The sequence below is a fragment of the Bacteroides sp. D1 genome, from assembly GCF_000157095.2.
In the GTDB taxonomy this organism is placed as follows: domain Bacteria; phylum Bacteroidota; class Bacteroidia; order Bacteroidales; family Bacteroidaceae; genus Bacteroides; species Bacteroides xylanisolvens.
Map to the genome: position 1 here is coordinate 520340 of NZ_JH114331.1, position 24262 is coordinate 544601.

17 protein-coding genes are annotated in these 24262 nt (G+C 41.5%); 10 read left to right on the forward strand and 7 right to left on the reverse strand.

The genetic code is table 11. The annotated features are described in order from the left end of the window. Positions 1-37: 37 nt before the first annotated feature. The 7 genes from BSAG_RS19530 (at position 38) to BSAG_RS19500 (ending at position 5668) form a co-directional block, all read left to right on the forward strand. A complete protein-coding gene (locus BSAG_RS19530; RefSeq protein WP_004311346.1) occupies positions 38-430 on the forward strand; it encodes a DUF4783 domain-containing protein in 393 nt (130 codons plus the stop codon). After that, positions 423-1271, forward strand: a complete 849-nt coding sequence (gene nadC / locus BSAG_RS19525; protein ID WP_004314515.1) for a carboxylating nicotinate-nucleotide diphosphorylase — start codon at positions 423-425, stop codon at positions 1269-1271. Before BSAG_RS19530 ends, nadC begins: the two co-directional genes overlap by 8 nt. A 226-nt stretch (positions 1272-1497) precedes the next feature. Then, on the forward strand, positions 1498-2049 hold the full coding sequence (locus BSAG_RS19520; protein ID WP_004300758.1) for an RNA polymerase sigma factor: 552 nt from the start codon (positions 1498-1500) through the stop codon (positions 2047-2049). Continuing rightward, positions 2033-3082 carry an outer membrane beta-barrel protein gene (locus tag BSAG_RS19515; protein WP_004314513.1) on the forward strand — a complete coding sequence of 350 codons (1050 nt, stop codon included), beginning with the start codon at positions 2033-2035 and terminating at the stop codon, positions 3080-3082. Before BSAG_RS19520 ends, BSAG_RS19515 begins: the two co-directional genes overlap by 17 nt. Before the next feature lie 11 nt (positions 3083-3093). Then, positions 3094-3618 carry a DUF4943 family protein gene (locus BSAG_RS19510; protein WP_008644616.1) on the forward strand — a complete coding sequence of 175 codons (525 nt, stop codon included), beginning with the start codon at positions 3094-3096 and terminating at the stop codon, positions 3616-3618. A gap of 211 nt (positions 3619-3829) precedes the next feature. Then, positions 3830-4555 (forward strand): DUF4858 domain-containing protein, encoded by a 726-nt coding sequence (locus BSAG_RS19505; protein ID WP_004314511.1) that lies wholly within the window; start codon positions 3830-3832, stop codon positions 4553-4555. A gap of 168 nt (positions 4556-4723) precedes the next feature. Further along, complete coding sequence (locus BSAG_RS19500) at positions 4724-5668, forward strand: NAD(P)H-dependent flavin oxidoreductase (protein WP_004314510.1); 945 nt, start codon at positions 4724-4726, stop codon at positions 5666-5668. Positions 5669-5937: 269 nt separating this feature from the next. Here BSAG_RS19500 and ald read toward each other — a convergent pair whose 3' ends face one another. From ald to BSAG_RS19475, 5 genes are all read right to left on the reverse strand, one after another. Further along, entirely contained in the window at positions 5938-7044 is a 1107-nt protein-coding gene (ald, locus tag BSAG_RS19495) for an alanine dehydrogenase (RefSeq protein WP_004315671.1), read from the reverse strand. Between the two features lie 130 nt (positions 7045-7174). After that, entirely contained in the window at positions 7175-7858 is a 684-nt protein-coding gene (locus BSAG_RS19490; RefSeq protein ID WP_004311339.1) for a WG repeat-containing protein, read from the reverse strand. 440 nt (positions 7859-8298) lie between these two features. Then, on the reverse strand, positions 8299-9636 hold the full coding sequence (locus tag BSAG_RS19485) for a RagB/SusD family nutrient uptake outer membrane protein (RefSeq protein ID WP_004315670.1): 1338 nt from the start codon (positions 9634-9636) through the stop codon (positions 8299-8301). 10 nt (positions 9637-9646) lie between these two features. Next, the gene (locus BSAG_RS19480) at positions 9647-12994 is read right to left on the reverse strand and encodes a SusC/RagA family TonB-linked outer membrane protein (RefSeq protein WP_008997343.1); all 3348 of its coding nucleotides are present in this window, start codon (positions 12992-12994) and stop codon (positions 9647-9649) included. A gap of 30 nt (positions 12995-13024) precedes the next feature. After that, complete coding sequence (locus tag BSAG_RS19475; protein WP_004315668.1) at positions 13025-15658, reverse strand: zinc-dependent metalloprotease; 2634 nt, start codon at positions 15656-15658, stop codon at positions 13025-13027. 198 nt (positions 15659-15856) lie between these two features. Between BSAG_RS19475 and BSAG_RS19470 the strand changes: the two genes are divergently transcribed. The 3 genes from BSAG_RS19470 (at position 15857) to BSAG_RS19460 (ending at position 21099) form a co-directional block, all read left to right on the forward strand. After that, the gene (locus BSAG_RS19470; protein ID WP_008771251.1) at positions 15857-17509 is read left to right on the forward strand and encodes a M23 family metallopeptidase; all 1653 of its coding nucleotides are present in this window, start codon (positions 15857-15859) and stop codon (positions 17507-17509) included. 28 nt (positions 17510-17537) lie between these two features. Continuing rightward, a complete protein-coding gene (locus BSAG_RS19465) occupies positions 17538-19175 on the forward strand; it encodes a C69 family dipeptidase (RefSeq protein ID WP_032815222.1) in 1638 nt (545 codons plus the stop codon). Positions 19176-19353: 178 nt separating this feature from the next. Further along, positions 19354-21099: a phospho-sugar mutase gene (locus BSAG_RS19460; RefSeq protein WP_004300737.1), complete on the forward strand. Its 1746-nt coding sequence runs from the start codon at positions 19354-19356 to the stop codon at positions 21097-21099. 385 nt (positions 21100-21484) lie between these two features. Here the strand turns inward: BSAG_RS19460 and BSAG_RS19455 are convergent, their stop codons facing one another. Together BSAG_RS19455 and nudC are read right to left on the reverse strand one after the other, a co-directional pair. Next, entirely contained in the window at positions 21485-22660 is a 1176-nt protein-coding gene (locus BSAG_RS19455) for a DUF418 domain-containing protein (RefSeq protein ID WP_004315665.1), read from the reverse strand. Between the two features lie 106 nt (positions 22661-22766). After that, complete coding sequence (nudC, locus tag BSAG_RS19450) at positions 22767-23561, reverse strand: NAD(+) diphosphatase (RefSeq protein ID WP_255344347.1); 795 nt, start codon at positions 23559-23561, stop codon at positions 22767-22769. Positions 23562-24262: the final 701 nt, after the last annotated feature.

The following is a 24262-nucleotide window of genomic DNA, read 5'->3' on the forward strand; positions in this document are numbered from 1 at the left end:
TTTAAGCCTTTAAACTTCAACTTAAAAGCTTGTAATTATGAAAAAACGAGTGCTCGTAGGAATGACCGCATTGCTTCTTTCCCTCTCGTTGCTAATGGCGCAAGAGATACCGGCAGGAGTGATTACGGCATTTAAAAGAGGAAGCTCGCAAGAGCTAAGTAAGTATATGGGGGACAAGGTAAACCTGGTGCTCCAAGGTCGCTCGACAAACGTTGACAAACAGAAAGCAACAGCTGCGATGCAGGAATTCTTTACGGAGAATAAAGTCAGCGGATTTAATGTGAACCATCAGGGAAAACGGGACGAATCAAGTTTCGTTATCGGCACGTTGGCTACTACTAATGGGAACTTTCGTGTGAACTGTTTCCTGAAGAAAGTGCAGAATCAATATTTAATACACCAAATAAGAATTGACAAGATCAATGAATAAGGAAAAAGAACTGATCGACAAGTTGATCGATCTTGCTTTTGCAGAAGATATAGGTGATGGCGATCATACCACCCTTTCATGTATTCCCGCTACGGCAATGGGAAAATCAAAATTGCTTATCAAAGAAGCCGGTGTGCTGGCAGGTATCGAAGTTGCCAAAGAAATTTTCAACCGCTTCGACCCCACTATGAAAGTGGAAGTGTTTATCAACGACGGAACAGAAGTGAAACCGGGCGACGTAGCAATGGTAGTGGAAGGAAAAGTGCAATCTTTGCTTCAGACCGAACGCCTGATGTTGAACGTGATGCAGCGTATGAGCGGCATCGCAACCATGACCCGCAAATACGCAAAGGTATTGGAAGGAACAAATACCCGTGTGCTCGACACCCGTAAGACAACTCCCGGTATGCGCATCCTCGAAAAAATGGCAGTGAAAATCGGTGGTGGAGTAAACCATCGTATTGGTTTGTTCGATATGATTCTTCTGAAAGACAACCACGTAGACTTTGCCGGAGGTATCGACAAAGCTATCACTCGCGCTAAAGAATATTGCAAGGAAAAAGGCAAAGACCTAAAAATAGAAATAGAAGTCCGTAGCTTCGACGAACTGCAACAAGTTCTTGACCTCGGCGGAGTGGATCGTATCATGTTTGATAACTTCACTCCCGAAATGACTAAGAAAGCAGTGGAGATGGTAGCAGGCAAATACGAAACCGAATCTTCGGGCGGCATTACTTTTGATACCCTCCGTGACTATGCCGAATGTGGCGTAGACTTCATCTCGGTAGGGGCTTTGACTCATTCAGTGAAAGGACTGGATATGAGTTTCAAAGCATGCTGATTTTTTTTCACCACAGAGGACGCAGAGTACACAGAGGTTTTAAACTTACTTTATAGGAAGAATTTCCTATCATTGTTCCTCTGTGTACTCTGCGTCCTCTGTGGTGAAATCTCTTCTATTCTTTAACTTCTTTTAGCAATATTCCTTGCAGCATTCCTCAAACTCTTGCGTCTAATGAGTAAAACGACGCAGACATACGTTCGATTTTAAAAAAAAGTAATTGACTTTGGAAAACGAGATAGAACTGATAAAGGGCTGTCGGGCAGGAAAGGATTCAGCCCGAAAGGAACTTTACACCCTCTATTCCAAACAGATGCTGGCGGTATGTTTCCGCTATACGGGCGATATGGATGCGGCGCACGATGTACTGCATGACGGTTTCATCAAGATTTTTACCAACTTCTCGTTCCGGGGCGAGTCTTCGCTCTGTACATGGATAACCCGGGTGATGGTCACTCAATCACTCGATTTCCTGCGGCGGGAGAAACGAGTCAGCCAGTTGGTAGTGCATGAAGAGCAGCTTCCCGATATACCGGATATATCGGACTCGGGAGGAGGGGCTGGAATCTCCGAAGAGCAATTGATGGCTTTTATTGCCGAATTGCCGGATGGTTGCCGAACCGTTTTCAACCTTTATGTGTTTGAAGAGAAATCGCACAAGGAGATAGCCAAGATGCTTCACATTAAGGAACATTCGTCTACTTCGCAGTTGCACCGGGCCAAGTATTTGTTAGCAAAAAGAATTAAAGAGTATAGGAATCATGAAGAAAGAAAATGATGAAATAACCGATCTGTTTCGCACGCGTCTCGCTGATGCAGGGATGAGTGTACGGGATGGCTTTTGGGAAGAGCTCTCGCAGGAAATACCTGTGGCTTGCCAGCATCGCCGTCGGATTCTGCTCTTCCGTGTGGCGGCTGCGGCATCTGTATTGCTCGTTTTGGCGGCCTCGTCGGCTACTTTCTTGTATTTCTCTCCCAAAGAAGAAATGGAAGAAGCATTTACAAAGATAGCCGTGACAAATGGAGGACAGATGGATGGAGATGGAATACGCGTCAATCAGTTACCGTTGCCGGTAGAACCGGTGTTGCCGAAACCGGCTCCAAAGTCTTACGGTATGCTGTCACAATACACGGAGGAAGAAGATTCGCTTTCTATCACTTTCTCCATGTCGTTTTCTTTTTCCGCCACCACTTCCACAGGAAATGGCAACCGATATGGTAATCAAGGGAATAACGGCTTTTGGCAGGCAACAAACGGTGATACGGAATCATCTGTAGCTCCGGAAGAACAATCGAATGTGAATGTGGCTCAACCCAAAGCGGTGAAAAAGCATCGCTGGGCGATGAAAGTTCAGGTAGGCACGGCGCTTCCGGCTGATAATGGCACTTATAAAATGCCGGTTTCCGCAGGGGTAACGGTAGAGCGTAAATTAAACGAATCTCTCGGAATAGAAACCGGACTGCTTTATTCAAATCTTCGTTCGGCGGGGCAGCATTTGCACTATCTGGGTATCCCCGTTAAAGTAAATGTAACACTGGTAGATACGAAGAAATTTGACCTTTATGCTACCGTAGGCGGAATAGCCGATAAATGTATCGCCGGCGCGCCGGACAACAGTTTTAAAGAAGAACCTATCCAACTGGCAGTGACTGCCGGCATTGGAATCAATTATAAGATTAATGACCGACTTGCTGTTTTTGCCGAACCCGGAGTTTCGCATCATTTCAAAACAGATTCGAAACTGGCTACGGTACGAACGAAACGGCCGACTAATTTTAATTTACTTTGCGGACTTCGCATGACGTATTAATCCTTATGAAAATGAAAAAAACACTACTAATGCTGTGGATGGCTGTTTGCCTGATCGTATCTTTTACAGGATGCACCAGCGAAGAAATGGATTATAACAATCCGGATGTTGCCCTTTTTGTGAAACAATTGAAGTCGGGTACGTACAAGATGAAAAATGATAAAGGGGTGGTGGAGGTCCCTCATTTTACGGAAGAGGACATCCCCGAACTTTTAAAATATGCAGAAGATCTGACCATTATTCCTTCTTTTCCGTCGGTTTATAATATGAACAACGGTAAGATTCGGTTGGGCGAGTGTATGCTTTGGGTGATTGAGTCTATCCGCCAGGGCACACCGCCGTCATTAGGTTGCAAAATGGTATTGGCGAATGCCGAAAATTATGAAGCAATCTATTTTCTGACTGATGAGGAGGTGCTCGATGCAGCCGCTTGTTATCGTAGTTGGTGGGAAGAGCGCCAATATCCGAAAACAAGATGGACGATCGATCCGTGCTACGATGAGCCGCTTTGTGGATCGGGTTATCGTTGGTGGTAACAAAGGAGGAGCTTTCGGAAAGTAAAAAATAGGAAACATTCATGTGGGAACGTTTGTTTGTATCAGTAGTCTTATGCTGCTGACAGGGGATTACTACGCTCAAAAGACCGCTTCTCGTAGGAGAATATAGGTGGTAACGTAAGGGAGAAACGTATGTGCATTAGTGTATATGAAGTGCTCCAAAATAACAGGTAATGAAAGAGGATAGAGGATGGATAGATTGAAACGGTTTATTGCAACGATGGTACTGTGCCTGACGGCTTTATTTGCATATTCGCAAGTATGGACGGCGCAAGACTCTTTGCATTTGAAGAAATTGCTGGAGAGTGACCAGGAGTTGCATTTGAATATGGATGCTGTAAAGTCGATTGATTTCGGAACTGCGGTTGGTACTCCCCGAATGTCGGAGGAGAAAAGCTGGATGATGCCTGATGAATCGCTTCCTGAAGCATTGCCTAAACCGAAAGTGGTGTTGAGTTTGATGCCATATAAAGCGAATACCCGTTATAACTGGGACCCTATCTATCAGAAGAAGATAAAGATTGATAAAAACACTTGGCGGGGAGATCCTTTCTATGAGATACGCCATCAAAGATCCTACTCGAACTGGGCACGTAATCCGATGGCGAAAGGGGTGCGTAAATCTTTGGATGAGATACAGGCGAGTGGAGTACGTTTCCGACAGTTGAGCGAACGTGCCAATGGAATGATGGTGAACACGGTAGTGATGGACGCACCTATTCCCTTGTTTGGTGGAAGTGGGGTATATATCAATGGCGGAACGGTCGGCGGACTTGACCTGATGGCTGTCTTTACCAAAGAGTTCTGGAATAAGAAAGGCAGAGATAACCGCGCCCGCACATTGGAGGTTTTGAGAACTTATGGAGATTCTACAACTGTGTTGATAAATAAACCGATTGAACAGATTGCACGCTGAAGACGTTATAATGATGTGTTGATGTAACAATGTGTAATGTACTGACTTGAGAGCGTTTGTAATTGAATAATTAGTATATTTGTGTATTGTTATGTTGGCGCATTGTTATATAACTCTGTCGTTATCATTGGTATTTTGGCATATTAAAACATAGATAAATAATTAATTATGAATAGAATTACTTCCCTTCTGGGTATTCAATATCCTATTATTCAAGGTGGTATGGTGTGGTGTAGCGGTTGGCGTCTTGCTTCTGCCGTGAGCAATGCCGGCGGATTGGGATTGATCGGCGCCGGTTCTATGCATCCGGACACTTTACGTGAACATATCCGTAAATGTAATGCGGCCACAAAATTTCCCTTTGGAGTGAATATCCCTTTGATGTATCCCCAAATAGAAGAGATTATGAATATTGTAGTGGAAGAGGGAGTGAAGAGTGTTTTTACCTCTGCCGGAAATCCGAAAACGTGGACCGGATGGTTGAAGGAGCGTGGAATAACAGTTGTTCATGTCGTTTCATCTTCTCGTTTTGCTATGAAATGTGAAGAAGCCGGGGTGGATGCAGTAGTAGCTGAAGGTTTCGAAGCCGGAGGGCATAATGGACGGGAGGAAACAACGACTTTCTGTTTGATTCCTGCTGTGCATGAGGCTACCACATTGCCTTTGATAGCCGCGGGAGGTATTGGTACAGGAGAAGGAATACTGGCTGCTATGGTGTTGGGGGCGGAAGGTGTGCAAATAGGAACACGTTTTGCGCTGACTGAAGAAAGTTCAGCGAGTCCGGTATTTAAAGATTATTGTTTGAGTCTCGGTGAAGGGGATACTAAGTTGTTGTTGAAAAAGCTGGCTCCGACACGATTGGTAAAAAATGCTTTTCGTGAAGCGGTGGAGAAGGCTGAAGATAGTGGTGCTACTTCCGAGGAATTAAGAACTTTGCTCGGACGCGGACGTGCTAAGAAAGGTATCTTCGAAGGTGACTTGGAAGAAGGTGAACTGGAAATAGGTCAGGTCTCGGCAATAATATCCCGTCGACAGTCGGTGGCAGAGGTGATGAATGAATTGGTTGAATCTTATCGGCAAGCTGTGGAGAAAAAATATTTGTTTGAACGATAAATGATAATTTTGCGGAGTGCCCTGAAAGGGCTTAATTATATAGCGTAGGACAACGCCCTACGAAAAAACGGTAATCTGAATTTGCGCCCTGAAAGGGCATAATTGTATACAGTTCCGCCCTTTCAGGGCTTGTGGCTGGTGTGTTTTTTTCGTAGGGCGTTGTCCTACGCTATATAATTAAGCCCTTTCAGGGCACCCCAATAAATATATAATTGTAAGGCTTTCAGCCTAACCGATAAATTCTCATTTAACCGATAAATTCCCATTTATTATAGGCTGACAGGTTCGTATTTCAAACCAAATACATCGGCTACAGCTTTATAAACGATTTTTCCTTCTACAATATTCAGTCCAAGAGCCAATGCCGGATTATCTTTGCAGGCTTTTTTCCATCCCTTATTTGATAAAGCGATCACGTAGGGGAGGGTAGCATTAGTCAGTGCAAGAGTGGAAGTATAAGGTACGGCTCCCGGAATATTAGCTACTGCATAATGAACGATTCCGTCTACAATATAGGTCGGTGCACTGTGGGTGGTTGGGTGAGAAGTCTCGAAGCATCCTCCCTGGTCAATTGCTACATCTACTAATACTGTGCCGGGTTGCATCATCGAAAGCATCTCTTTAGTAATCAGATGTGGTGCTTTATCGCCGGGAATCAATACGGAACCGACAACTAAATCAACATCCGGCAATTCTTTTCTGATTCTTAGTTCGGATGAGTACAATGTCTTTACATTCTTCGGCAGTGTCTCGCTCAAATAGCGCAGACGTGCCAGATTTATATCTGTAATAGTGACATCTGCCCCCATTCCAGCAGCCATTTGTGCAGCATTGCTACCTACAACTCCACCTCCTAAAATTAATACTTTAGCTGGTTTAACACCTGGTACACCTCCCAAAAGGATACCTTTTCCGCCTTGCGGTTTTTCCAGAAAACGGGCGCCTTCTTGGATAGACATACGTCCGGCAACTTCACTCATGGGAATTAATAAAGGTAATGAGTGGTCTGCTTCTTCTACAGTTTCATAAGCCAGGCATATTGATTTGTTAGAGAGCATAGCAAGGGTTAATTCCTTGTCGGAAGCAAAATGGAAATAAGTGAATAGTAACTGTCCTTTTCTTATTAAGTTATATTCAGTGATTATCGGCTCTTTCACCTTTACGATCATCTCGGCAGTGGCGTAAATATCTTCTATTGTTGGCAGGATATGTGCGCCGACAGCTTGATATGCTTCATCCGGAAAACCGCTATTTATTCCCGCTGTATGTTGGATAAATACCCGATGCCCTTGTTTTACCACTTCAGCCACTCCCGAAGGTGTCATGCCTACACGGTTCTCATTGTTTTTGATTTCCTTTGGTACTCCGATAATCATAATGTTGCGTATTAAAGATTTAACATGTTCGAAAGTACGAAAAATCCCCTTACGTTGTTGTTCGTAAGGGGATGTTTTAGAACAGAATGTCTTCGCGTGTTGAGATGAATAAATGCGTAGAGTGGTTGTTTTATAGACATTCACTGCCCTGTTTGTTGATTTTCATGCTTTTTCCATAGAGACCCACTCGAGCTATGTTGTTATAAAAGGGTTCTGCAATATCGTACTTAAAAGGAAGTACTTCTTCATTGTCTTTGTTTATATACCCCCACTTGGACGACTGACTTTCAATACAAACAGCAGCCAATCCTTCAGAGAAAGAGCGTCCATTATCATATTCCAGGGGAATGACAACTTCTCCTTTCTTGTTAATGAATCCTATCTTATTGTGTAGCGAGACGAGAGCTAATCCTTCCGCGAATTGTTCTATTTGACTGTAAGTCGGTGGAAGAATGTAGTTTCCTTGTCTGTCAATCAATCCCCATAATCCATCGTGGCATACCCGTGCACATTCTTGTTCAAACGAGTGAGCGGCTGTGTATTTAAACGGAATCTGTATTTGTCCGGTATGGTCGATGAATCCGTATTGAGAATTGAGTACTACCATCCCTAATCCTTCTTTAAAAGAGAAAGCCCGTTCGTACATTAGAGGAATGACAACGTCATATCCTTTATTGATGTATCCCCATTGGATTTTTCCTTTTACCGGAGCCAATCCTTCGGAGAAACGGCCAATTGCCGAGAAACGCTTTTTCTTATTAGCTACCCCATAAGCTAAAAAAGAAGCGAAGAACTTTGTAATAGTGCTGCTCATTACCTTTATTGTTTGTGTGGTAAGCGTCCGGATACCATATATATACAAGAGAAGCGTGGACGTCGTTAGTTCATTCTATTCAAGGCTCTGGTAAACCTATTGGGAAATGAACAACAGAGTCCACGCCCTTGCATATAACAAAGACGTGAACGCTTAGTTGCCATTATCTCCCCAATTAAAGAATTTACCAGATTCTGAATAGAGATAATATTCTAAACGCTTCTACGTTATTAATCGTAATAAGTCGCTACAAAGATACGGATTTCTTGTTAAAGAACAATGCTTTTAGGGGATAAAGATTTAATGGTGAATGAGGTAGGTGTACAAAATGAGAAATGGCTAATAGATAGATTAAAAAAAGCTCCTTTTACGCTTTAGGTAAAGGGAGCTTTTTAGTCTATGATGTCAGGCGGTTTGTTTCTATGAAAAATGCTTGGTTATTAGTTTAAAAGTCCGGGATTAGCATCAATTGCATCTTGTGGAATACGCAATGTGTAACGGGAATCATCTTGTACAAGTGTGTAGGTTACATCTTCAATTTCTTTTTTGATTTCCGGTCGGGTAGTTCGGCGTAAATCAAACCAACGATGGCCTTCAAAAGCAAGCTCGCGAGCACGTTCTTTCAGAATTTCTGTGACTAGCTTTTCTTGGCTCATCGCATTTATTTCATTCTTTTTCTGCTCATAACCTTCTGATGTATAACGATTCTCTATTAGTTTCAAGAGCCGGGTACGTGCTTCAGGTAATTTGTTTAAATGTGCAGCAGCTTCTGCTGAATTTAAATAAAGCTCTCCGGTGCGGAAAGTACATTTGAATTTAGATTCACCACTTTTGATAGAAGTATAATCTCCATTTTTATTTGCTTGATAGTACTTGTTTGGGCGTAGATCTTTTCCTTCCTCATATTCTTGTAAAAATGCAGGGTACAGTAAGAGTGATCCGGCATAATCGCTATTCGGGAAAATTTCATAGGCAGTGATCATTTCTACAGATGTAAATTCATTAGGAAGTTTGTCTCCTTCATCGTTTAGGTTCACTAATGTTGATTTTCCGGCTAGTACACGTTCCGAAGATTCATAAGATTTGCCCCATTCACCCATGTATAAATATACCCGTGACTCCATAGCATCTACTGACAATGTTGAGAAACGGTATGAATATTGAACTTCCCATTCTTTTTTATTAATCAGTTTCCTTGCTGTTTCTATATCAGACAATATGGAGGTATATATTTCTTTTACAGTGTTTCGTGATGGTATTTCTTCTAAATCAGTATTGAGTTTGAGAGGAACTGCTTTGGTTTCTAATGCTCCGGCAGCTGTATAAGGTTGTCCATAAAGGTTGACCAATATAAAGTGCATATATGCTCTCATGAGGTAAGCTTCTCCAACTAATTGATTAATATCTTCTTGGCTTCCTTCTGATATTTCATCCTTTTTATCGATGATTGCGTTGGCATAATAGATATTGGTATAATAGGCCGCCCATCCAAATTGTCTCGTACTTGCATTCGGATTAACATCATTCCATTTTTCAACATCTCCTAAAGAATTTTTGGAAGTGGCATCAGACTGTAATATGGTTGCGATATCTGTTCTGATTTCGCATATTCCTCTGTCATTGAGTGCTGTATTGTAAGCTGTTGTGAATAAAGCTCTGTATTCAGCTAGCGTATTGGGAATTACTTGGCCTACTGGCTGTATGTCCAAATAACTATCACAAGAAGATAATAACAGGCTTCCTATTAATGTGAATATATAATATATTTTCTTTGTCATAATATATTTTTTAAAAGTTAAGACTTAGATTGAAGGTAATGGATTTGGGAACTGGGGTAGAGTATAAGTTGCCCATTGACTCCGGATCCATATAATTATCATAATTAGAGCTGATAACGAATAGGTTACGAGCCTCTAATCCTACAGTTGCTCCGCCGATACTTAGTTTATGCAGCCATTCGGATGGCACCCGATAAGCAAGACGAATATTTTGTAGGCGTACAAAGCTTAGTTTTTTTACCCAGATGTCCAGTGATCTGTAAATGTCATTTCGAGTACTGAACAAGTAGTAGTCAGCCGGATTGTAGTTATACGTTGCTAATGCAGGGAATTTTCCTGTTTTATTTTCCGGCGTCCATCTATCTAGTATGTCTCTATTCATATTGCGTCCTGGATCTAAGTCAGACACATTATAACTTGGAGTTGTTTTTACGTGTGCTCCAAAATTATATGAAAAATTCAGATTCAGTTCCCAATTTCGGTAATTGAACGTATTTAGAAAACCGCCCGTATAAGGAGCGTCTGACGTTCCGACATAGCTGTAGAAATCTCTTTGTTCTTCGCTATTCGGTCCTATTTGGTAAGTGCCAAGTCCGTCTTCATTCGATGTCATTCTAAATAATTCTTCTACAGTGACAGCTTTGCCCTCTTTATTCTCAAGATAGATTTGCCCTGTATCAGGATTTATACCTTTTGTTTTTAGGGCAAAGATTGCACCTACAGGATATCCTTCTAGACTAGGAGTCACTTGGCTTTTATCTGTAAGTACTTTTAGTACTTTATTTTGATTATATGCGAAGTTGAAAGTAGTGTACCAAGAGAAGTTTTTAGTGGTGATATTACGTGTCTGCAGATTTACTTCTACACCTTTATTTTCCATACTAGCCCAGTTTATAGACATATTAGTGAATCCATTTTCCAAAGCTAATGCTTTAGAACCAATTAAGTCTGTTCCTTTTCTATAGTAGTAATCTACACTAAGATTAATGGCTTGATTGAGTACGGAAAAATCCATTCCTAAATTGTAAGATGCAGTTTTTTCCCAGCGTAATTTACTGTTGGGAGCACTATTGATAATAATATTTTCTTCACTGTAACCAGGTAAAATATTCACATTATCATATTTCCCGACTAGGAATGGAGAGGTTCCCTTATCAATATTTCCTTGTAAGCCATAAGAAAGGCGAAGAGCTAAATTATCAATCCATTTGTATTGTCTAATGAACGATTCATTAGATAAACGCCACAAACCGCTTACCGAATAGATTGGTAAGAAACGGTATTTCTTATCTACTCCGAATAAATCAGAACCATCCATGCGCACACTTCCTCCCAATGTATAACGATTCATTAAAGTATATGAACCATTGGCAAAGAAAGAAGCAAAAGCGTTTTCCTTGTACGATTTAGTTTTTAGATTCCAATCATTGGCTTGTGCTTCATCTTTAAATATGAGATTCTGGAATGTTAGTTTCTTGGGATCATATCCGTATCCGGTTGAGGCTTGGTTGTCTACCCAGTTTTTGCGAATTTCCGAACCAGCCATTATTTGTATGTCATGTATATCCCCAAATGTGTTTTTGTATTCTCCTTGGATTTTCCATGTGAGTTGTGAGGTTGTACTATTAGTTGTTTTAAGCATGCCTCCTTCTGGTATAAGATAGGTTTGTACACCATTTTTCCAATATTTATTGGTTTCACGTATATTCCTAATATTATATGAATTTATCCCGGCATATTCTTCTTGCGACAATTGATCCCATTGCACACCAATCTGTGAATAAACTTTCCACTGATCGTTAAAACGTAGCTGAACATCAAAGATAGAATTGATGGCTGTGGTGACAGATTCTTTATTGGTGTTTGCTCGTTCTTCGAATATATTAAAGCCTTGCTTTTCATCTGTTTCATTACTTCTGACTACATCGTAATCGTAAAGGTAGTTTCCTTGTTCGTCAAACGGAGCAAAGTAAGGGTTGGCGATACGTGAATAATATATAGGGTTAATAAGTCCGTAAGTATCAGTCATAAATGTGTTATTCTTGCGTCTGTTGGCAAAAATAGACATTCCAATTTTTAATATTTTGTTGATTTGGTAAGACGTTTTACTGGTCAGATTAAAACGGCTCATGCTTACACCTGGTACATTTCCGTTTTCTTTGACATAACCAAGTGAGTTGTAATAAGTAACCTTTTCGCTACCACCGGAAATGCTAAAGTTATATTCTTGCGTGAAAGCATCTCTGAATAATATATCATTCCAGTCTGTATTGATTGTTTTCAGTTTGTTTATAGCATTTTGGGCTTCAGGTGTCAGTCCGTTCCACCCCTGTTCTTTATAGATGTCTATTAAGTTATATTGTTTCATGATAGCAGCAACTTTTCCTTTTTCAGGAAATACCGGTATCGGATCTGTTAATCCCCATAATATGTCAAACCGTGCTTCTTTTAATAATTGAAGTTCCAAATCGACTTTCTCTTCCGAGTTTAGTAAGTTGAGTCGTGAAGTATTGAGATTTGGAGTATAAGTCAATTTAGTATTGAAGTTAATAACAGGTTTTCCGGTTTTTCCTCTTTTGGTTGTTACCACAATTACGCCATTTGCAGCACGTGCACCATAGATAGCAGTAGCAGCTGCATCTTTTAATATCGTAATGCTTTCAATGTCGTTTGGACTTAAACCTGCGATAGAAGATTGTGACATATTTACGATGTCATTATCGTTGTCTTTGTTGATTTCTGGAATATCTGTCCCCTCTAAAGGTATTCCATCCAATACCCACAACGGGTCTTGTGTTCCATTCAGTGAAGCAGTACCACGAATACGAATACGTGCTGGAGCTCCCGGTGCACCGGAAGTTGTCGTTACAGCCACACCGGCGATTTGTCCCGCTAATGCCTGGTCGATACTTTTTGCAGCACCTACCATTCCATCTGTAACATCTACTTTGGCAATGGCAGCAGTCAGTTTACGACGTTCCAGTTCTTGATAACCGGTTACTACGACGTCTCCCAATGTGTGTGCAGAAGCTTGAAGTACAATACGATAAGTATCTTTTCCTGCTTGCAAAACGATGTCTTGTTCTTCAAATCCTATATAACTACAATGTAACCTAGTCACCTTTTCCGGAATGGAAATGGAGAATTTACCATCCATATCAGTGATAGTACCTAGAGAAGTCTGTGATGCTCCGGCCTTTTTTAAGTCATCTGCGTTAACATATACGGAAGCACCGATCAGAGGTTCATTATCTTCACCGGATATAACGACTCCGGTGATTGTACGATTAGCAGCGCTGGCAAAGGCCAGCGCATTTGCAAAGAGGCATATAAGAATGCACAAGTATTTTTTTCTCATTAATGTAGATAGTTAAAGTAATAAGTGGTTTTATTTGATTCCTAAAGCCGTATTAATACGCAGAATCATGTCCTCATAATGATAGCGTGCAGCAGTATCGGAAGTTCCGAGACGGTTCTGCAACAACTTCTTGATACGTAGTAATTCACCGCGTTTCACAGAGATAGCATCTGAAATACGGTTGAGCTGGCTGCCATAGAAATTGAGCACACGTGGAGCACCCATCCGGTCTTCCTGACGAAGTGCACGTTGTTCGGCAGCGTAACAGCTACAGAAAGGAGTAGCGTGGTCAAGCAAGAAATGCTCGTTGGCAATCTTCTTGTTGATTTTAACGGCTTCCGGTTCTGCAGCGGCTGTAAGTAATGCATCAAGGAAGTTTTTCTGCAAAGAACGTTCCATAACATTAGGGATACCACCGCGTTCGGTAACACCGAAAATATTCTTATGAAGTCCGTCCATAAGTTCCACTACTGTAAAGGCTTTCTTTCCGTTGACAGATTCATTCTCTATCATACGCATCAAACGAGTATTGCCAAGTAAATCCCAAAGGATATAGGCTTGGGCGTTCTTTAAGATTTGTGTAGGAGCATTTTCCTGTTTTCCGATGGGAGTATTGCGAAGTAGATAAGTATATTGCCCCACTTCCGTGTCAAACAGCCATTTAGGGTATGTCAAAACTTCATCCATCAGAAATTTTAGTGAAGCTTGTTGTTTCTCTTTCTCAACGAATGTATAAGTCTTGACGCCATCTCCAACAATTGTATTTTCAATGTAGATACCGCCAATATTGGCAAGGACATGATATAAATAGTTGTTCCATTGGTTGATTACTGCATAGTAGAGGCGTGATGCTTCTTCATAAGTTTGTCCTTTCTCGCCGGTAGTAGTCCATTGAAGAATTTGCGGAACAATACGTTTCAGATTCTCAATGCCAAGTAAAGAAGAACGAACCGGATCATCACCTAAATCTTCGTTCTGTGCACGTGGATCTACCGCATCACGTACATCCTGTGCTTCACTATATTTATAAAGACGATCAGTATGTTTGCTCAAAAAATCGAATAAAACATCCTTTTCTTCTTCCGGAGTCTTCTTTCCGTACCAACGATAACCATATTCGATAGCAAACATGTCATAAGGACCGATATGCGGAGAAAGAACTTTCACGCCATCTCCTGGTTGTGCGATATAATTGAATCGTGCATAATCCATGATAGATGAAGCGGTAGAATTCATTCTGGAAGTGAATGCTTCGGAACGTAATGAATCCGTCGGGAAAGCCCATGATCCCATCATATTGTGACGGAGTCCCAATGAGTGGCCTACCTCATGACAGGCGACGAATCGAATGGCATCTCCCATCAAAGCATCAGGCAATTGTACATTACGTGCTTCCGGACACACTGTTCCGGTCTGGACAGTAATCCATTCACGTACCATAGAAAGCACATTGTGCCACCACATAATATCAGCTTCCAGGATTTCTCCGGAACGGGGATCTAACAGAGAAGGTCCCATTGCATTTTTCTTTTCCGAAGCAGCATAAGTCAGTACGGAGTAGTTGACATCATCCATGTCTACATGCATACTGTCCGTGATTTCTTTGGCGATAATCGCATTCTTGAAACCCGCCTTTTCAAAGGCAATCTGCCAGTCCTCGATACCTTTCTTAATGTACGAACGCCATTGGTAAGGAGTTGAATTGTCAATGTAGAAGACAATCGGTTTGGCAGGTTCCACCATCTGACCTTTTAGATAAGCCTCCCGATCTTCCGGTTTGGGTTCCATACGCCAGCGGGTGATATACTGTGTCTTATCCGTACGCTGCTGCGCATCACTAAAACTTAATAACGGATTCGTGAAATAACCGACCTTCTGATTGTCGAATCGTCCCATCATCGGCTTTTCGGGCAATAAGAGAATAGAAGAACTAACTTCCACCGTTACATAAACAGTAGTAGTACCTTCCGTTACCCGGGTAGTCAACTCGGAAGTTGCCACGACATTGTTTGAAAAGGATTTGATGGATAGAATACGTGATAAATTCTTGATAGCCGAAGTACCCAGATTAATATTGGTAAATACGTTATTGATACTGGTTTCCGTACCATCATAAATATCATTCACCTTGATTACTAATGCCGTAGAATCTGCATTGACTGCTTCGATCTTGAATGCGGCAATCAGCGGAGAGATAAAATTATCCTTTACCGAACGGAAGATAGCATCCGTTTGGGGGGCCAGAGGTAATGGGCGTTGTTGACGTAACATTAGTTTGCCCGTCGCTTTGTCCCATTCCATGCAAACCATTTGATTCTCATAGTTTACTCCGCGGTTTACGCCCGCATCATTAAGTTCGGCAGGAACTCGTTGCAGCTTATTGACAACTAATAAGTCACGTCCCAAAAGTGAGGTGGGAATTTCAAAATAATAATCATTCTTCTTTTGATGTACAGCAAACATCCCTTTGGTCGTTTTACTGTCTTCCACTAATTTCTCGTAGTCGCTTTTACTCTTCTCTTCTTTCTCTTCTGGTTTTTTCTTTTTCTTTTTAAACCAACTCAGATTTTCTGTAGCGGGGGTAGTTGCAAATGCCGAGAGCGCTTCTCCACTCAGCAATATACATGCAATGACCGCTGCCATTACTTTTACATACATTCTCATTGAGTTTCTAACTTTTAATTATAATTAAAAAACGGCTACAAAAGTACTAATATAAATAACATAATGACTACTAATTTGCAATGAATATAACATTAAAAAGAAATATTAACTAGTATCTACGGTCATCATTCTCCTCGGATATTTCATAGTTTAGTGGGAATAGTGTACATTTGCGGGAGTAAAAAAGTGAACGGAATGATGAGACGATATATCACTGCTTTGATGTTGGCTTGCTGCATCGGAGGGTATGGACAAGAGAAGAAGCAAGTAACCTTTGTACCTCCTTTTGACTTTCCTCTTACATTGAGTGGGAACTTTGGAGAAATCCGCTCCAATCACTTCCACGGCGGACTGGATTTTAAGACAGGCGGAGTAATCGGTAAACCCGTTCGTGCTCTCGCTGATGGCTATATTTCGCGTATTCGCGTCACGAATGGTTCGGGATATGTACTTGATGTCTGTTATCACAATGGCTATTCAACGATCAACCGCCATTTGAGTGGTTTTGTTTCTCCCATTGCCGAAAGGGTGGAGAAACTTCAATATGAAGAAGAAAGCTGGGAAGTAGAGATTGTTCCCGAACCGGGAGAATATCCGGTGAAAGGAGGTCAGCAGATCGCATGGAGCGGAAATACCGGATATTCGTTCGGTCCGCATCTTCACCTGGATGTATTTGAAACGGAATCGGGAGATTATATTGACCCTATGCCTTTCTTTCAATCGAAAATAAAAGATACGCGTGCTCCGAAAGCGGATGGCATTCTATTTTTTCCGCAACTGGGTAAAGGAGTAGTGGATGGAAAGCAAGAGAATAAAACCATCCTTCCCAATAGTGAGCGTCCGGTGGAAGCATGGGGAGTGATAGGTGTGGGGATCAAAGCATACGATTACATGGATGGAGTGAATAACCATTATGGAGTTTATTCGGTTGTGCTTACGGTAGATGGCAATGAAATATTTCGCAGCACCGTAGATCGCTTCTCGCAGGAAGAGAACCGGATGATTAATTCCTGGACTTACGGGCAATATATGAAATCATTCATTGATCCGGGCAACACTTTGCGTCTGCTAAAAGCATCGAATGATAACCGTGGCTTGGTGACGATTGATGAGGAACGGGACTATCAGTTCTTATATACATTAAAAGATGCTTTCGGAAACACTTCCAAATATAGTTTCACCGTACGGGGTCGGAAACAGCCGATTGAACCGTTGAATCATCGGGAGAAATATTATTTTACCTGGAATAAGACTAATTATCTGCAAGAACCGGGATTGAACCTGGTTGTTCCGAAAGGAATGTTGTATGATGATGTTCTCCTCAATTATCAGGTGAAGGCGGATAGTGGTGCCGTTGCTTTTACTTATCAGCTGAATGATAAGGCGGTTCCGCTGCATGCAGCTTGTGAACTGTGTATCGGGTTGCGTAGAAAACCAATTGCCGATACGACGAAATATTATGTGGCCCGCATAACTCCAAAAGGAGGAAAGTACAGCGTAGGCGGAAAGTATGAAGACGGATACATGAAAGCATCTATCCGGGAGTTGGGAACTTACACTGTTGCCATCGATACCATCCCGCCGGAGATTATCCCTGTCAACAAGAATCAGTGGGGAAGAAACGGAAAAATTGTCTATCGTTTGAAAGATCAGGGCGCGGGAATTGCTTCCTATCGTGGAACGATTGACGGAAAGTATGCGCTTTTCGGACGTCCCAATATTGTGAAATCATACTGGGAATGTACGTTGGACCCCAAACGCGTAAAGAAAGGAGGCAAGCATACTGTTGAATTTACAGTGACCGACTATTGTGGGAATGAAACAGTGGCCCGTGAAAGCTTTGTTTGGTAAATTATTAAAAGTGAATCATATATTTATTATGAAGAGAAGAATTATTCTTTGTGCCGCCGTATTGATGGCGGCTGTGGCGAACACCTTCGCCTGCACCAACCTGATTGTCGGAAAAAATGCGTCTGCCGATGGCTCGACGATTGTTTCCTATTCTGCCGACTCGTATGGCTTATTCGGAGAACTTTATCATTATCCGGCTGCTACCTATCCAAAAGGTACGATGCTGAAAGTTTATGAATGGGATACCGGCAAGTATCTGGGAGAAATAGAGCAGGCACGCCAGACTTACAATGTAGTCGGTAATATGAATGAATATCAGGTTACCATTGGTGAGACAACTTTCGGCGGACGTCCGGAATTGGCCGATTCTACAGGGATTATCGATTACGGAAGTCTGATTTATATCGGTTTGCAGCGTTCGCGCACTGCCCGTGAAGCAATTAAGATCATGACCGACTTAGTGCAGCAATACGGCTATTATAGCGAAGGAGAATCCTTTACTATTGCCGATCCGAACGAAATATGGATTATGGAAATGATTGGTAAAGGTCCCGGCATCCGTGGAGCAGTTTGGGTAGCTGTACGTGTGCCCGATGATTGTATTTCAGCCCATGCCAACCAGTCACGTATCCACCAGTTTGATATGAACGACAAGGAAAACTGTATGTACTCTCCGGATGTCGTTTCTTTTGCCCGTGAGAAGGGATATTTTAATGGAGTAAACAAAGACTTTAGCTTCTCATTAGCCTATGCGCCTCTTGATTTTGGTGCCCGCCGTTTCTGTGAGGCTCGTGTGTGGAGCTATTTTAATAAGTTCACAGATAACGGAAAAGATTATCTTCCTTACATTGAGGGAAAGACCAATACGCCGATGCCTCTTTTTGTGAAACCGAAACATAAGTTATCCGTGCAAGATGTGAAAGATATGATGCGCGACCATTATGAAGGAACGCCTCTTGACATCTCCAATGATTTTGGAGCCGGACCTTATAAGACACCTTACCGTCTTTCTCCTCTGAACTTCAAGGTAGATGGTCAGGAATATTTCAACGAACGTCCGATTTCCACTCAACAAAGCGGGTTTGTATTTGTTGCACAAATGCGGGCTCATAAGCCGGACCCGATAGGCGGTGTACTTTGGTTTGGCGTGGATGATGCGAACATGGCTGTATTTACCCCGGTTTATTGTTGTGCTACTAAAGTGCCGGTATGTTATACCCGTGTAGATGGGGCCGATTATATTACTTTCTCCTGGAATTCTGCTTTCTGGATTTTCAACTGGGTATCTAATATGGTCTATCCGCGTTATGGTTTGATGATCGGTGATGTACGGGAAGCGCAGAAAGAAATGGAAACTACTTTCAACAATGCACAGGAAGGCATTGAAGAAATGGCTGCCAAACTGCTGGCAAAAGATAAGAACGCAGCAATTGACTTTCTGACAAACTATACAAATATGACTGCACAAAGCACTTTCGATACTTGGAAACAATTGGGTACATTCTTGATTGTGAAGTACAATGATGGAGTGGTGAAACGTGTTAAAGACGGTAAGTTTGAGCGTAATTCTATCGGACAACCTGCCGGAGTGATGCGTCCCGGATATCCGAAAGAATTCTTGCAGGAATATGTCAAGCAGACTGGTGACAGATATTTGGTAAAATGAAGAATTAAGAATGAAAAATGAAGAATTATGCTTTGCAAATATGTCTTATAATGCGATTCTTCATTTTTCATTCTTAATTCTTCATTAAATAACTAGGAATTATAAACTTATTATTTTACATTTGTGTGCTCAAGAAATTGATAATAAATAATTCATTAACCAATAAATAACAATCGAAATGGAAAATCAGGAACTTATTAAACAGGTCACTGAAAAAGCCGAAAAATGGCTAACCCCGGCTTATGATGCTGAAACCCAGGCTGAAGTGAAACGTATGTTGGAAAACGATGATAAAACCGAACTAATTGAAGCTTTCTACAAAGATCTTGAATTTGGTACTGGTGGTCTGCGTGGTATTATGGGGGTAGGTAGCAATCGTATGAATATCTATACGGTAGGTGCTGCCACTCAAGGACTTTCCAACTATCTGAAAAAGAACTTCAAAGACCTGCCGCAGATTTCTGTAGTAGTAGGTCACGATTGCCGCAACAACAGCCGTTTGTTTGCGGAGACTTCTGCTAATATTTTCTCTGCCAATGGTATCAAAGTATATCTGTTTGACGACATGCGTCCGACACCGGAAATGTCTTTCGCCATCCGTCACCTCGGTTGCCAGAGCGGTATCATTCTGACTGCTTCTCACAATCCGAAGGAATACAACGGTTACAAGGCATATTGGGACGATGGTGCACAGGTATTGGCTCCACACGATAAAGGTATCATCGACGAAGTGAATGCAATTGCTTCTGCTGCCGATATTAAATTCCAGGGAAATCCGGATTTGATTCAGATTATCGGTGAAGACATCGATAAGATTTATCTGGATATGGTGAAAACTGTTTCTATTGATCCGGCAGCTATTGCCCGTCACAAAGATATGAAGATTGTCTATACTCCGATCCACGGTACAGGTATGATGTTGATTCCTCGTGCATTGAAAATGTGGGGATTCGAAAACGTATTTACTGTGCCCGAACAGATGATTAAGGACGGTAACTTCCCGACTGTCGTATCTCCGAACCCGGAAAACGCGGAAGCTCTTTCTATGGCTGTAAACCTTGCCAAAGAAATTGACGCTGACCTCGTAATGGCTTCCGACCCGGATGCTGACCGTGTGGGTATTGCTTGCAAGGATGATAAAGGCGAATGGGTACTGATTAATGGTAATCAGACTTGTATGATGTACCTTTATTATATTCTGACACAGTACAAACAACTGGGTAAGATTAAAGGTGGCGAGTTCTGCGTGAAGACAATCGTTACAACTGAACTAATCAAGAAAATCGCAGATAAGAACAATATCGAAATGCTTGACTGCTACACCGGATTTAAATGGATTGCCCGTGAAATCCGTCTGCGTGAAGGCAAACAGAAATATATCGGTGGTGGTGAAGAAAGCTACGGATTCCTTGCCGAAGATTTCGTTCGCGATAAAGATGCCGTATCAGCTTGCTGTTTGATTGCTGAAGTTGCTGCATGGGCAAAAGATAATGGTAAATCCTTGTATCAGTTGTTGCTGGATATCTACGTAGAATACGGATTCTCTAAAGAGTTTACTGTAAACGTAGTGAAACCGGGTAAGAGCGGTGCAGAAGAAATCAAAGCGATGATGGAGAACTTCCGTGCCAATCCTCCGAAAGAATTGGGTGGCTCTAAAGTGATCTTGAGCAAAGATTATAAGACACTGAAACAGACAGATGATAAAGGTAACGTAACTGCAATCGATATGCCGGAACCATCTAACGTACTTCAATATTTCACTGAAGACGGTAGCAAAGTTTCTGTTCGTCCTTCAGGTACAGAACCGAAGATTAAGTTCTATATGGAAGTTCAGGGTGAAATGGGTTGCCGCAATTGTTATGCTTCTGCCGAATCTGCTGCAATGGAAAAGATTGAAGCAGTGAAGAAATCATTGGGTATCTGATTTTGTTTCTTCTGAAATTTCAGATATAGATAACGAAAGATAAATAAATAGCGCCTCCATGGTCTTTTCGAAGATTATGGAGGCGCTTCTTTTTCTCTATACATAGCCCTGATTCTGCCTATTTTCGGGCTTTTTCCCCAACTTGGCACAGTTCTTTCATTTCCTTTGCATTCTTTAAGTCCACTTGCTAATCCTTCTTGCGAGAATCTTGTTGTATTGACATCATCTCAATTTCAACCCGCAGGCTGCGGATACACATGTTTTGTTGATGCTTTAGAGTGATACGTTCAGTTTCATATTCGTAAGTTGTTCGTTTGTAGTTATGTGTATTTCGTGGCCTGCTTTTTTAGTCTATTTTTCAGTCAGTGCTATTTCTTTTTTTCTGTTATTTCTTCGTGCCTATCCAAGTCCATTTATGCCATATTGTTTCCAATGGTCCTTGTTTATGTTTAGACAGCCACCATTTGCAGAACCGAACCTGCGCCAGGAAAAGAATAATACCGATAATCAGGCTAAGAGTATATCCACAGTAAGGAGCAAGATAGAATCCGAATGGGAAATAGATAATGGCTCCCAAAATAGATTGAGAAATATAATTGGTCAAACTCATTTTTCCGTAGAATCGCAGATTAGATACAGTTTTCTTGAACTGATCCTTCTGATAAAGCAACACGAAAGAAGCAACAAGTACAATCGTAAATGCAAATTTCTGCCACATATCAAAGGCAGTACCTACCGTTTGCTGAATTAAACTGCTGTCACTTTGCATGATCTGTTCTTTCAGAGAATACAGTGGCGCGAAACTGATAGCTGCAATAATAAGTGCTTTCATCCAGAACTTCAAATGAGATTCGGTAGTAACGAACAATTCTTTGCGTCCGATATATAAGCCAAACAGGAAAAGTCCGGCAGTCTGCAAGAAACGTCCGGCACCGATAGCCCAAAACAGACTTGCTTTCTGTCCCAGCGTAACATTACCTATCAGAAAATCCCAAAAGCTTCCGGCTTTGGTGTATTCCGCTACTTCAGCATACATGGCTCCGACATTCAAATCGGGTAGGGTATAGGCAGGATTGAAAAGGCTCATTATATAATGAAACCATTCAATCGGTTGCAGTGAAAACAAGATGGCGGTGATTAGAATCGCTTTGTCACTCCATTTACGTACGATAAATAGTACAAGACTGACTACAACAAACAGAAGCAGGATATCTCCTGCCGGGAAGAAAGCAGCATTCAAAGTGGCGAATCCTGCCAGCAATATCATTCTCCATAAAAAGCGGTAACCAAAATCTTTTCCTTTCAACTGCTGGTTGTGCGACTGGATATAGAAAGTGAATCCGAAAAGCAGAGCGAATATGGCATAAGACTTTCCGGCAAGCAGTGAAAATGTCGCATTAAATACTCCGGCATCCAAAATGGTAAGCCATTCAGGAGAACTTTCCGGATATACGGGGAAAATGAAATGCTCCAGGTTATGAACCAGAAGGATGGCCATTACAGCAAATCCTCTAAGAGCATCTACTACTTCAATTCGGGGTGTTTTTGTTGATAATTCCATGGGGCTAATTTATGATTGTTTTTAGTAAATGTTCATTTTACCCATCTCTAAGCAGGCTTCGGGAACATACTGACGGATTTCTTTGATGATATTTTCCATGTTTGATTTATTCATTTGGATGCTCTATCCACCAATCAATCATCTTTCGGGCAAGACTAAGTTTTCTGGGAAGTTCGGGTAAATTGTCTCTTGTATAAAAGTCTCCCGAACTCAATTCTTCATCTTGGAGGTTGATTTCCCCTCCGGCATAATCAGCAATAAAGCCGACCATTAGTCCGCTGGGATAAGGCCAGGGCTGATTACCGAAATAAGTGATATTCTTTACATTCAGTCCGGTTTCTTCTTTCACTTCACGTGCTACACATTCTTCTAGCGTTTCTCCGGTTTCCAGAAATCCGGCAACGAGACTGTTGAATGTTCCTTTAAAATTGCGGGCGTGCACTAAGAGTAGTGAATTTTTTTTTCTCACTAATACAAGAATCGCTGTGGAAATGGAAGGATATACCTCCCGGCCACATTTCGGACAACGCTTCATGATAGATTCTTTCTGTTCCATAGGCGTGCCGCAGGCGGAACAAAAGCGGCTGTTTCTATCCCAATGCAGAATCTCATGTGCTTTTCCTGCTGTCTGATAATGAGACAAAGGAAGATATTCATAGGAGGCACGAAGCCCTATCATGATCCATTGCTCCGATTCTTCAATGGGAGAGGAGAGGGAGAAAGCCTTGCAGTTTCTCCCTTCCAGTGTAGTGATATTGTGTACGGTTGTTTTTTCTTTAATAACAATAGGAGAGCTTTCTCCACACGGGATGGCATATATACCATCCTCTTTTTTCTCAAGAAGCAGTTGGTCTTTGTAAAAGATAAACCACCATGATTGTGCTGTCTGATTCATTTTAATTCTAATTCTTGATCTTCGCGCTGCGAAGTTATAAAAAAACTAGATTGATATTTAGGCTTATCAGATAAAATACAGGGCAACTGCACCAAAATTTGATTCATAACCGTGCAGAAATGAGCTAAATGATAATTTTGAGGAGTGCCCTGAAAGGGCTTAATTATATAGCGTAGGGCAACGCCCTACGAAAAAAACACACCAGCCACAAGCCCTGAAAGGGCGGAACCGTATACAATTATGCCCTTTCAGGGCGCAAATTCAGATTACCGTTTTTTCGTAGGGCGTTGCCCTACGCTATATAATTAAGCCCTTTCAGGGCACTCCAATAAATATATAATTGTAAGGCTTTCAGCTTAACCGATAAAATCTCATTTAACCGCTAAATTCTCATTTAACCGCTAAATTCCCATTTAATTAAGAACTGTACTGAAATGAGTTAAACGGTGCGCTAATGAATGGGTCAAAGGTGAGGGTTGGTGAGGGTAGATTTATAACTTTCGTATTTTTTTTTATAGATAAAAAAGGAGATAGTATAGAAAATAATAAAATAAAAAGTTATAAATCTACCCTCACCAACCCTCACCTTTGACCCATATCTTATAATAAAAAGATAACGGGGAATCTTAAAAACTCAATCATCTTTTTCAGATTTACCACAACGTTTCCAGAATACTCCATTATTTTATTCAAAACTGTGCGGATAT

Coding starts and splice junctions, on each gene's coding strand:
- BSAG_RS19470 (WP_008771251.1), top strand. CDS start 15,857: ATGAGACGATATATCACTGCTTTGATGTTGGCTTGCTGCATCGGAGGG.
- BSAG_RS19475 (WP_004315668.1), bottom strand. CDS start 15,658: ATGAGAATGTATGTAAAAGTAATGGCAGCGGTCATTGCATGTATATTG.
- BSAG_RS19490 (WP_004311339.1), bottom strand. CDS start 7,858: ATGAGCAGCACTATTACAAAGTTCTTCGCTTCTTTTTTAGCTTATGGG.
- BSAG_RS19485 (WP_004315670.1), bottom strand. CDS start 9,636: ATGACAAAGAAAATATATTATATATTCACATTAATAGGAAGCCTGTTA.
- BSAG_RS19510 (WP_008644616.1), top strand. CDS start 3,094: ATGAAAAAAACACTACTAATGCTGTGGATGGCTGTTTGCCTGATCGTA.
- BSAG_RS19480 (WP_008997343.1), bottom strand. CDS start 12,994: ATGAGAAAAAAATACTTGTGCATTCTTATATGCCTCTTTGCAAATGCG.
- nadC (WP_004314515.1), top strand. CDS start 423: ATGAATAAGGAAAAAGAACTGATCGACAAGTTGATCGATCTTGCTTTT.
- BSAG_RS19530 (WP_004311346.1), top strand. CDS start 38: ATGAAAAAACGAGTGCTCGTAGGAATGACCGCATTGCTTCTTTCCCTC.
- BSAG_RS19515 (WP_004314513.1), top strand. CDS start 2,033: ATGAAGAAAGAAAATGATGAAATAACCGATCTGTTTCGCACGCGTCTC.
- BSAG_RS19465 (WP_032815222.1), top strand. CDS start 17,538: ATGAAGAGAAGAATTATTCTTTGTGCCGCCGTATTGATGGCGGCTGTG.
- BSAG_RS19500 (WP_004314510.1), top strand. CDS start 4,724: ATGAATAGAATTACTTCCCTTCTGGGTATTCAATATCCTATTATTCAA.
- ald (WP_004315671.1), bottom strand. CDS start 7,044: ATGATTATCGGAGTACCAAAGGAAATCAAAAACAATGAGAACCGTGTA.
- BSAG_RS19505 (WP_004314511.1), top strand. CDS start 3,830: ATGGATAGATTGAAACGGTTTATTGCAACGATGGTACTGTGCCTGACG.
- BSAG_RS19460 (WP_004300737.1), top strand. CDS start 19,354: ATGGAAAATCAGGAACTTATTAAACAGGTCACTGAAAAAGCCGAAAAA.
- BSAG_RS19455 (WP_004315665.1), bottom strand. CDS start 22,660: ATGGAATTATCAACAAAAACACCCCGAATTGAAGTAGTAGATGCTCTT.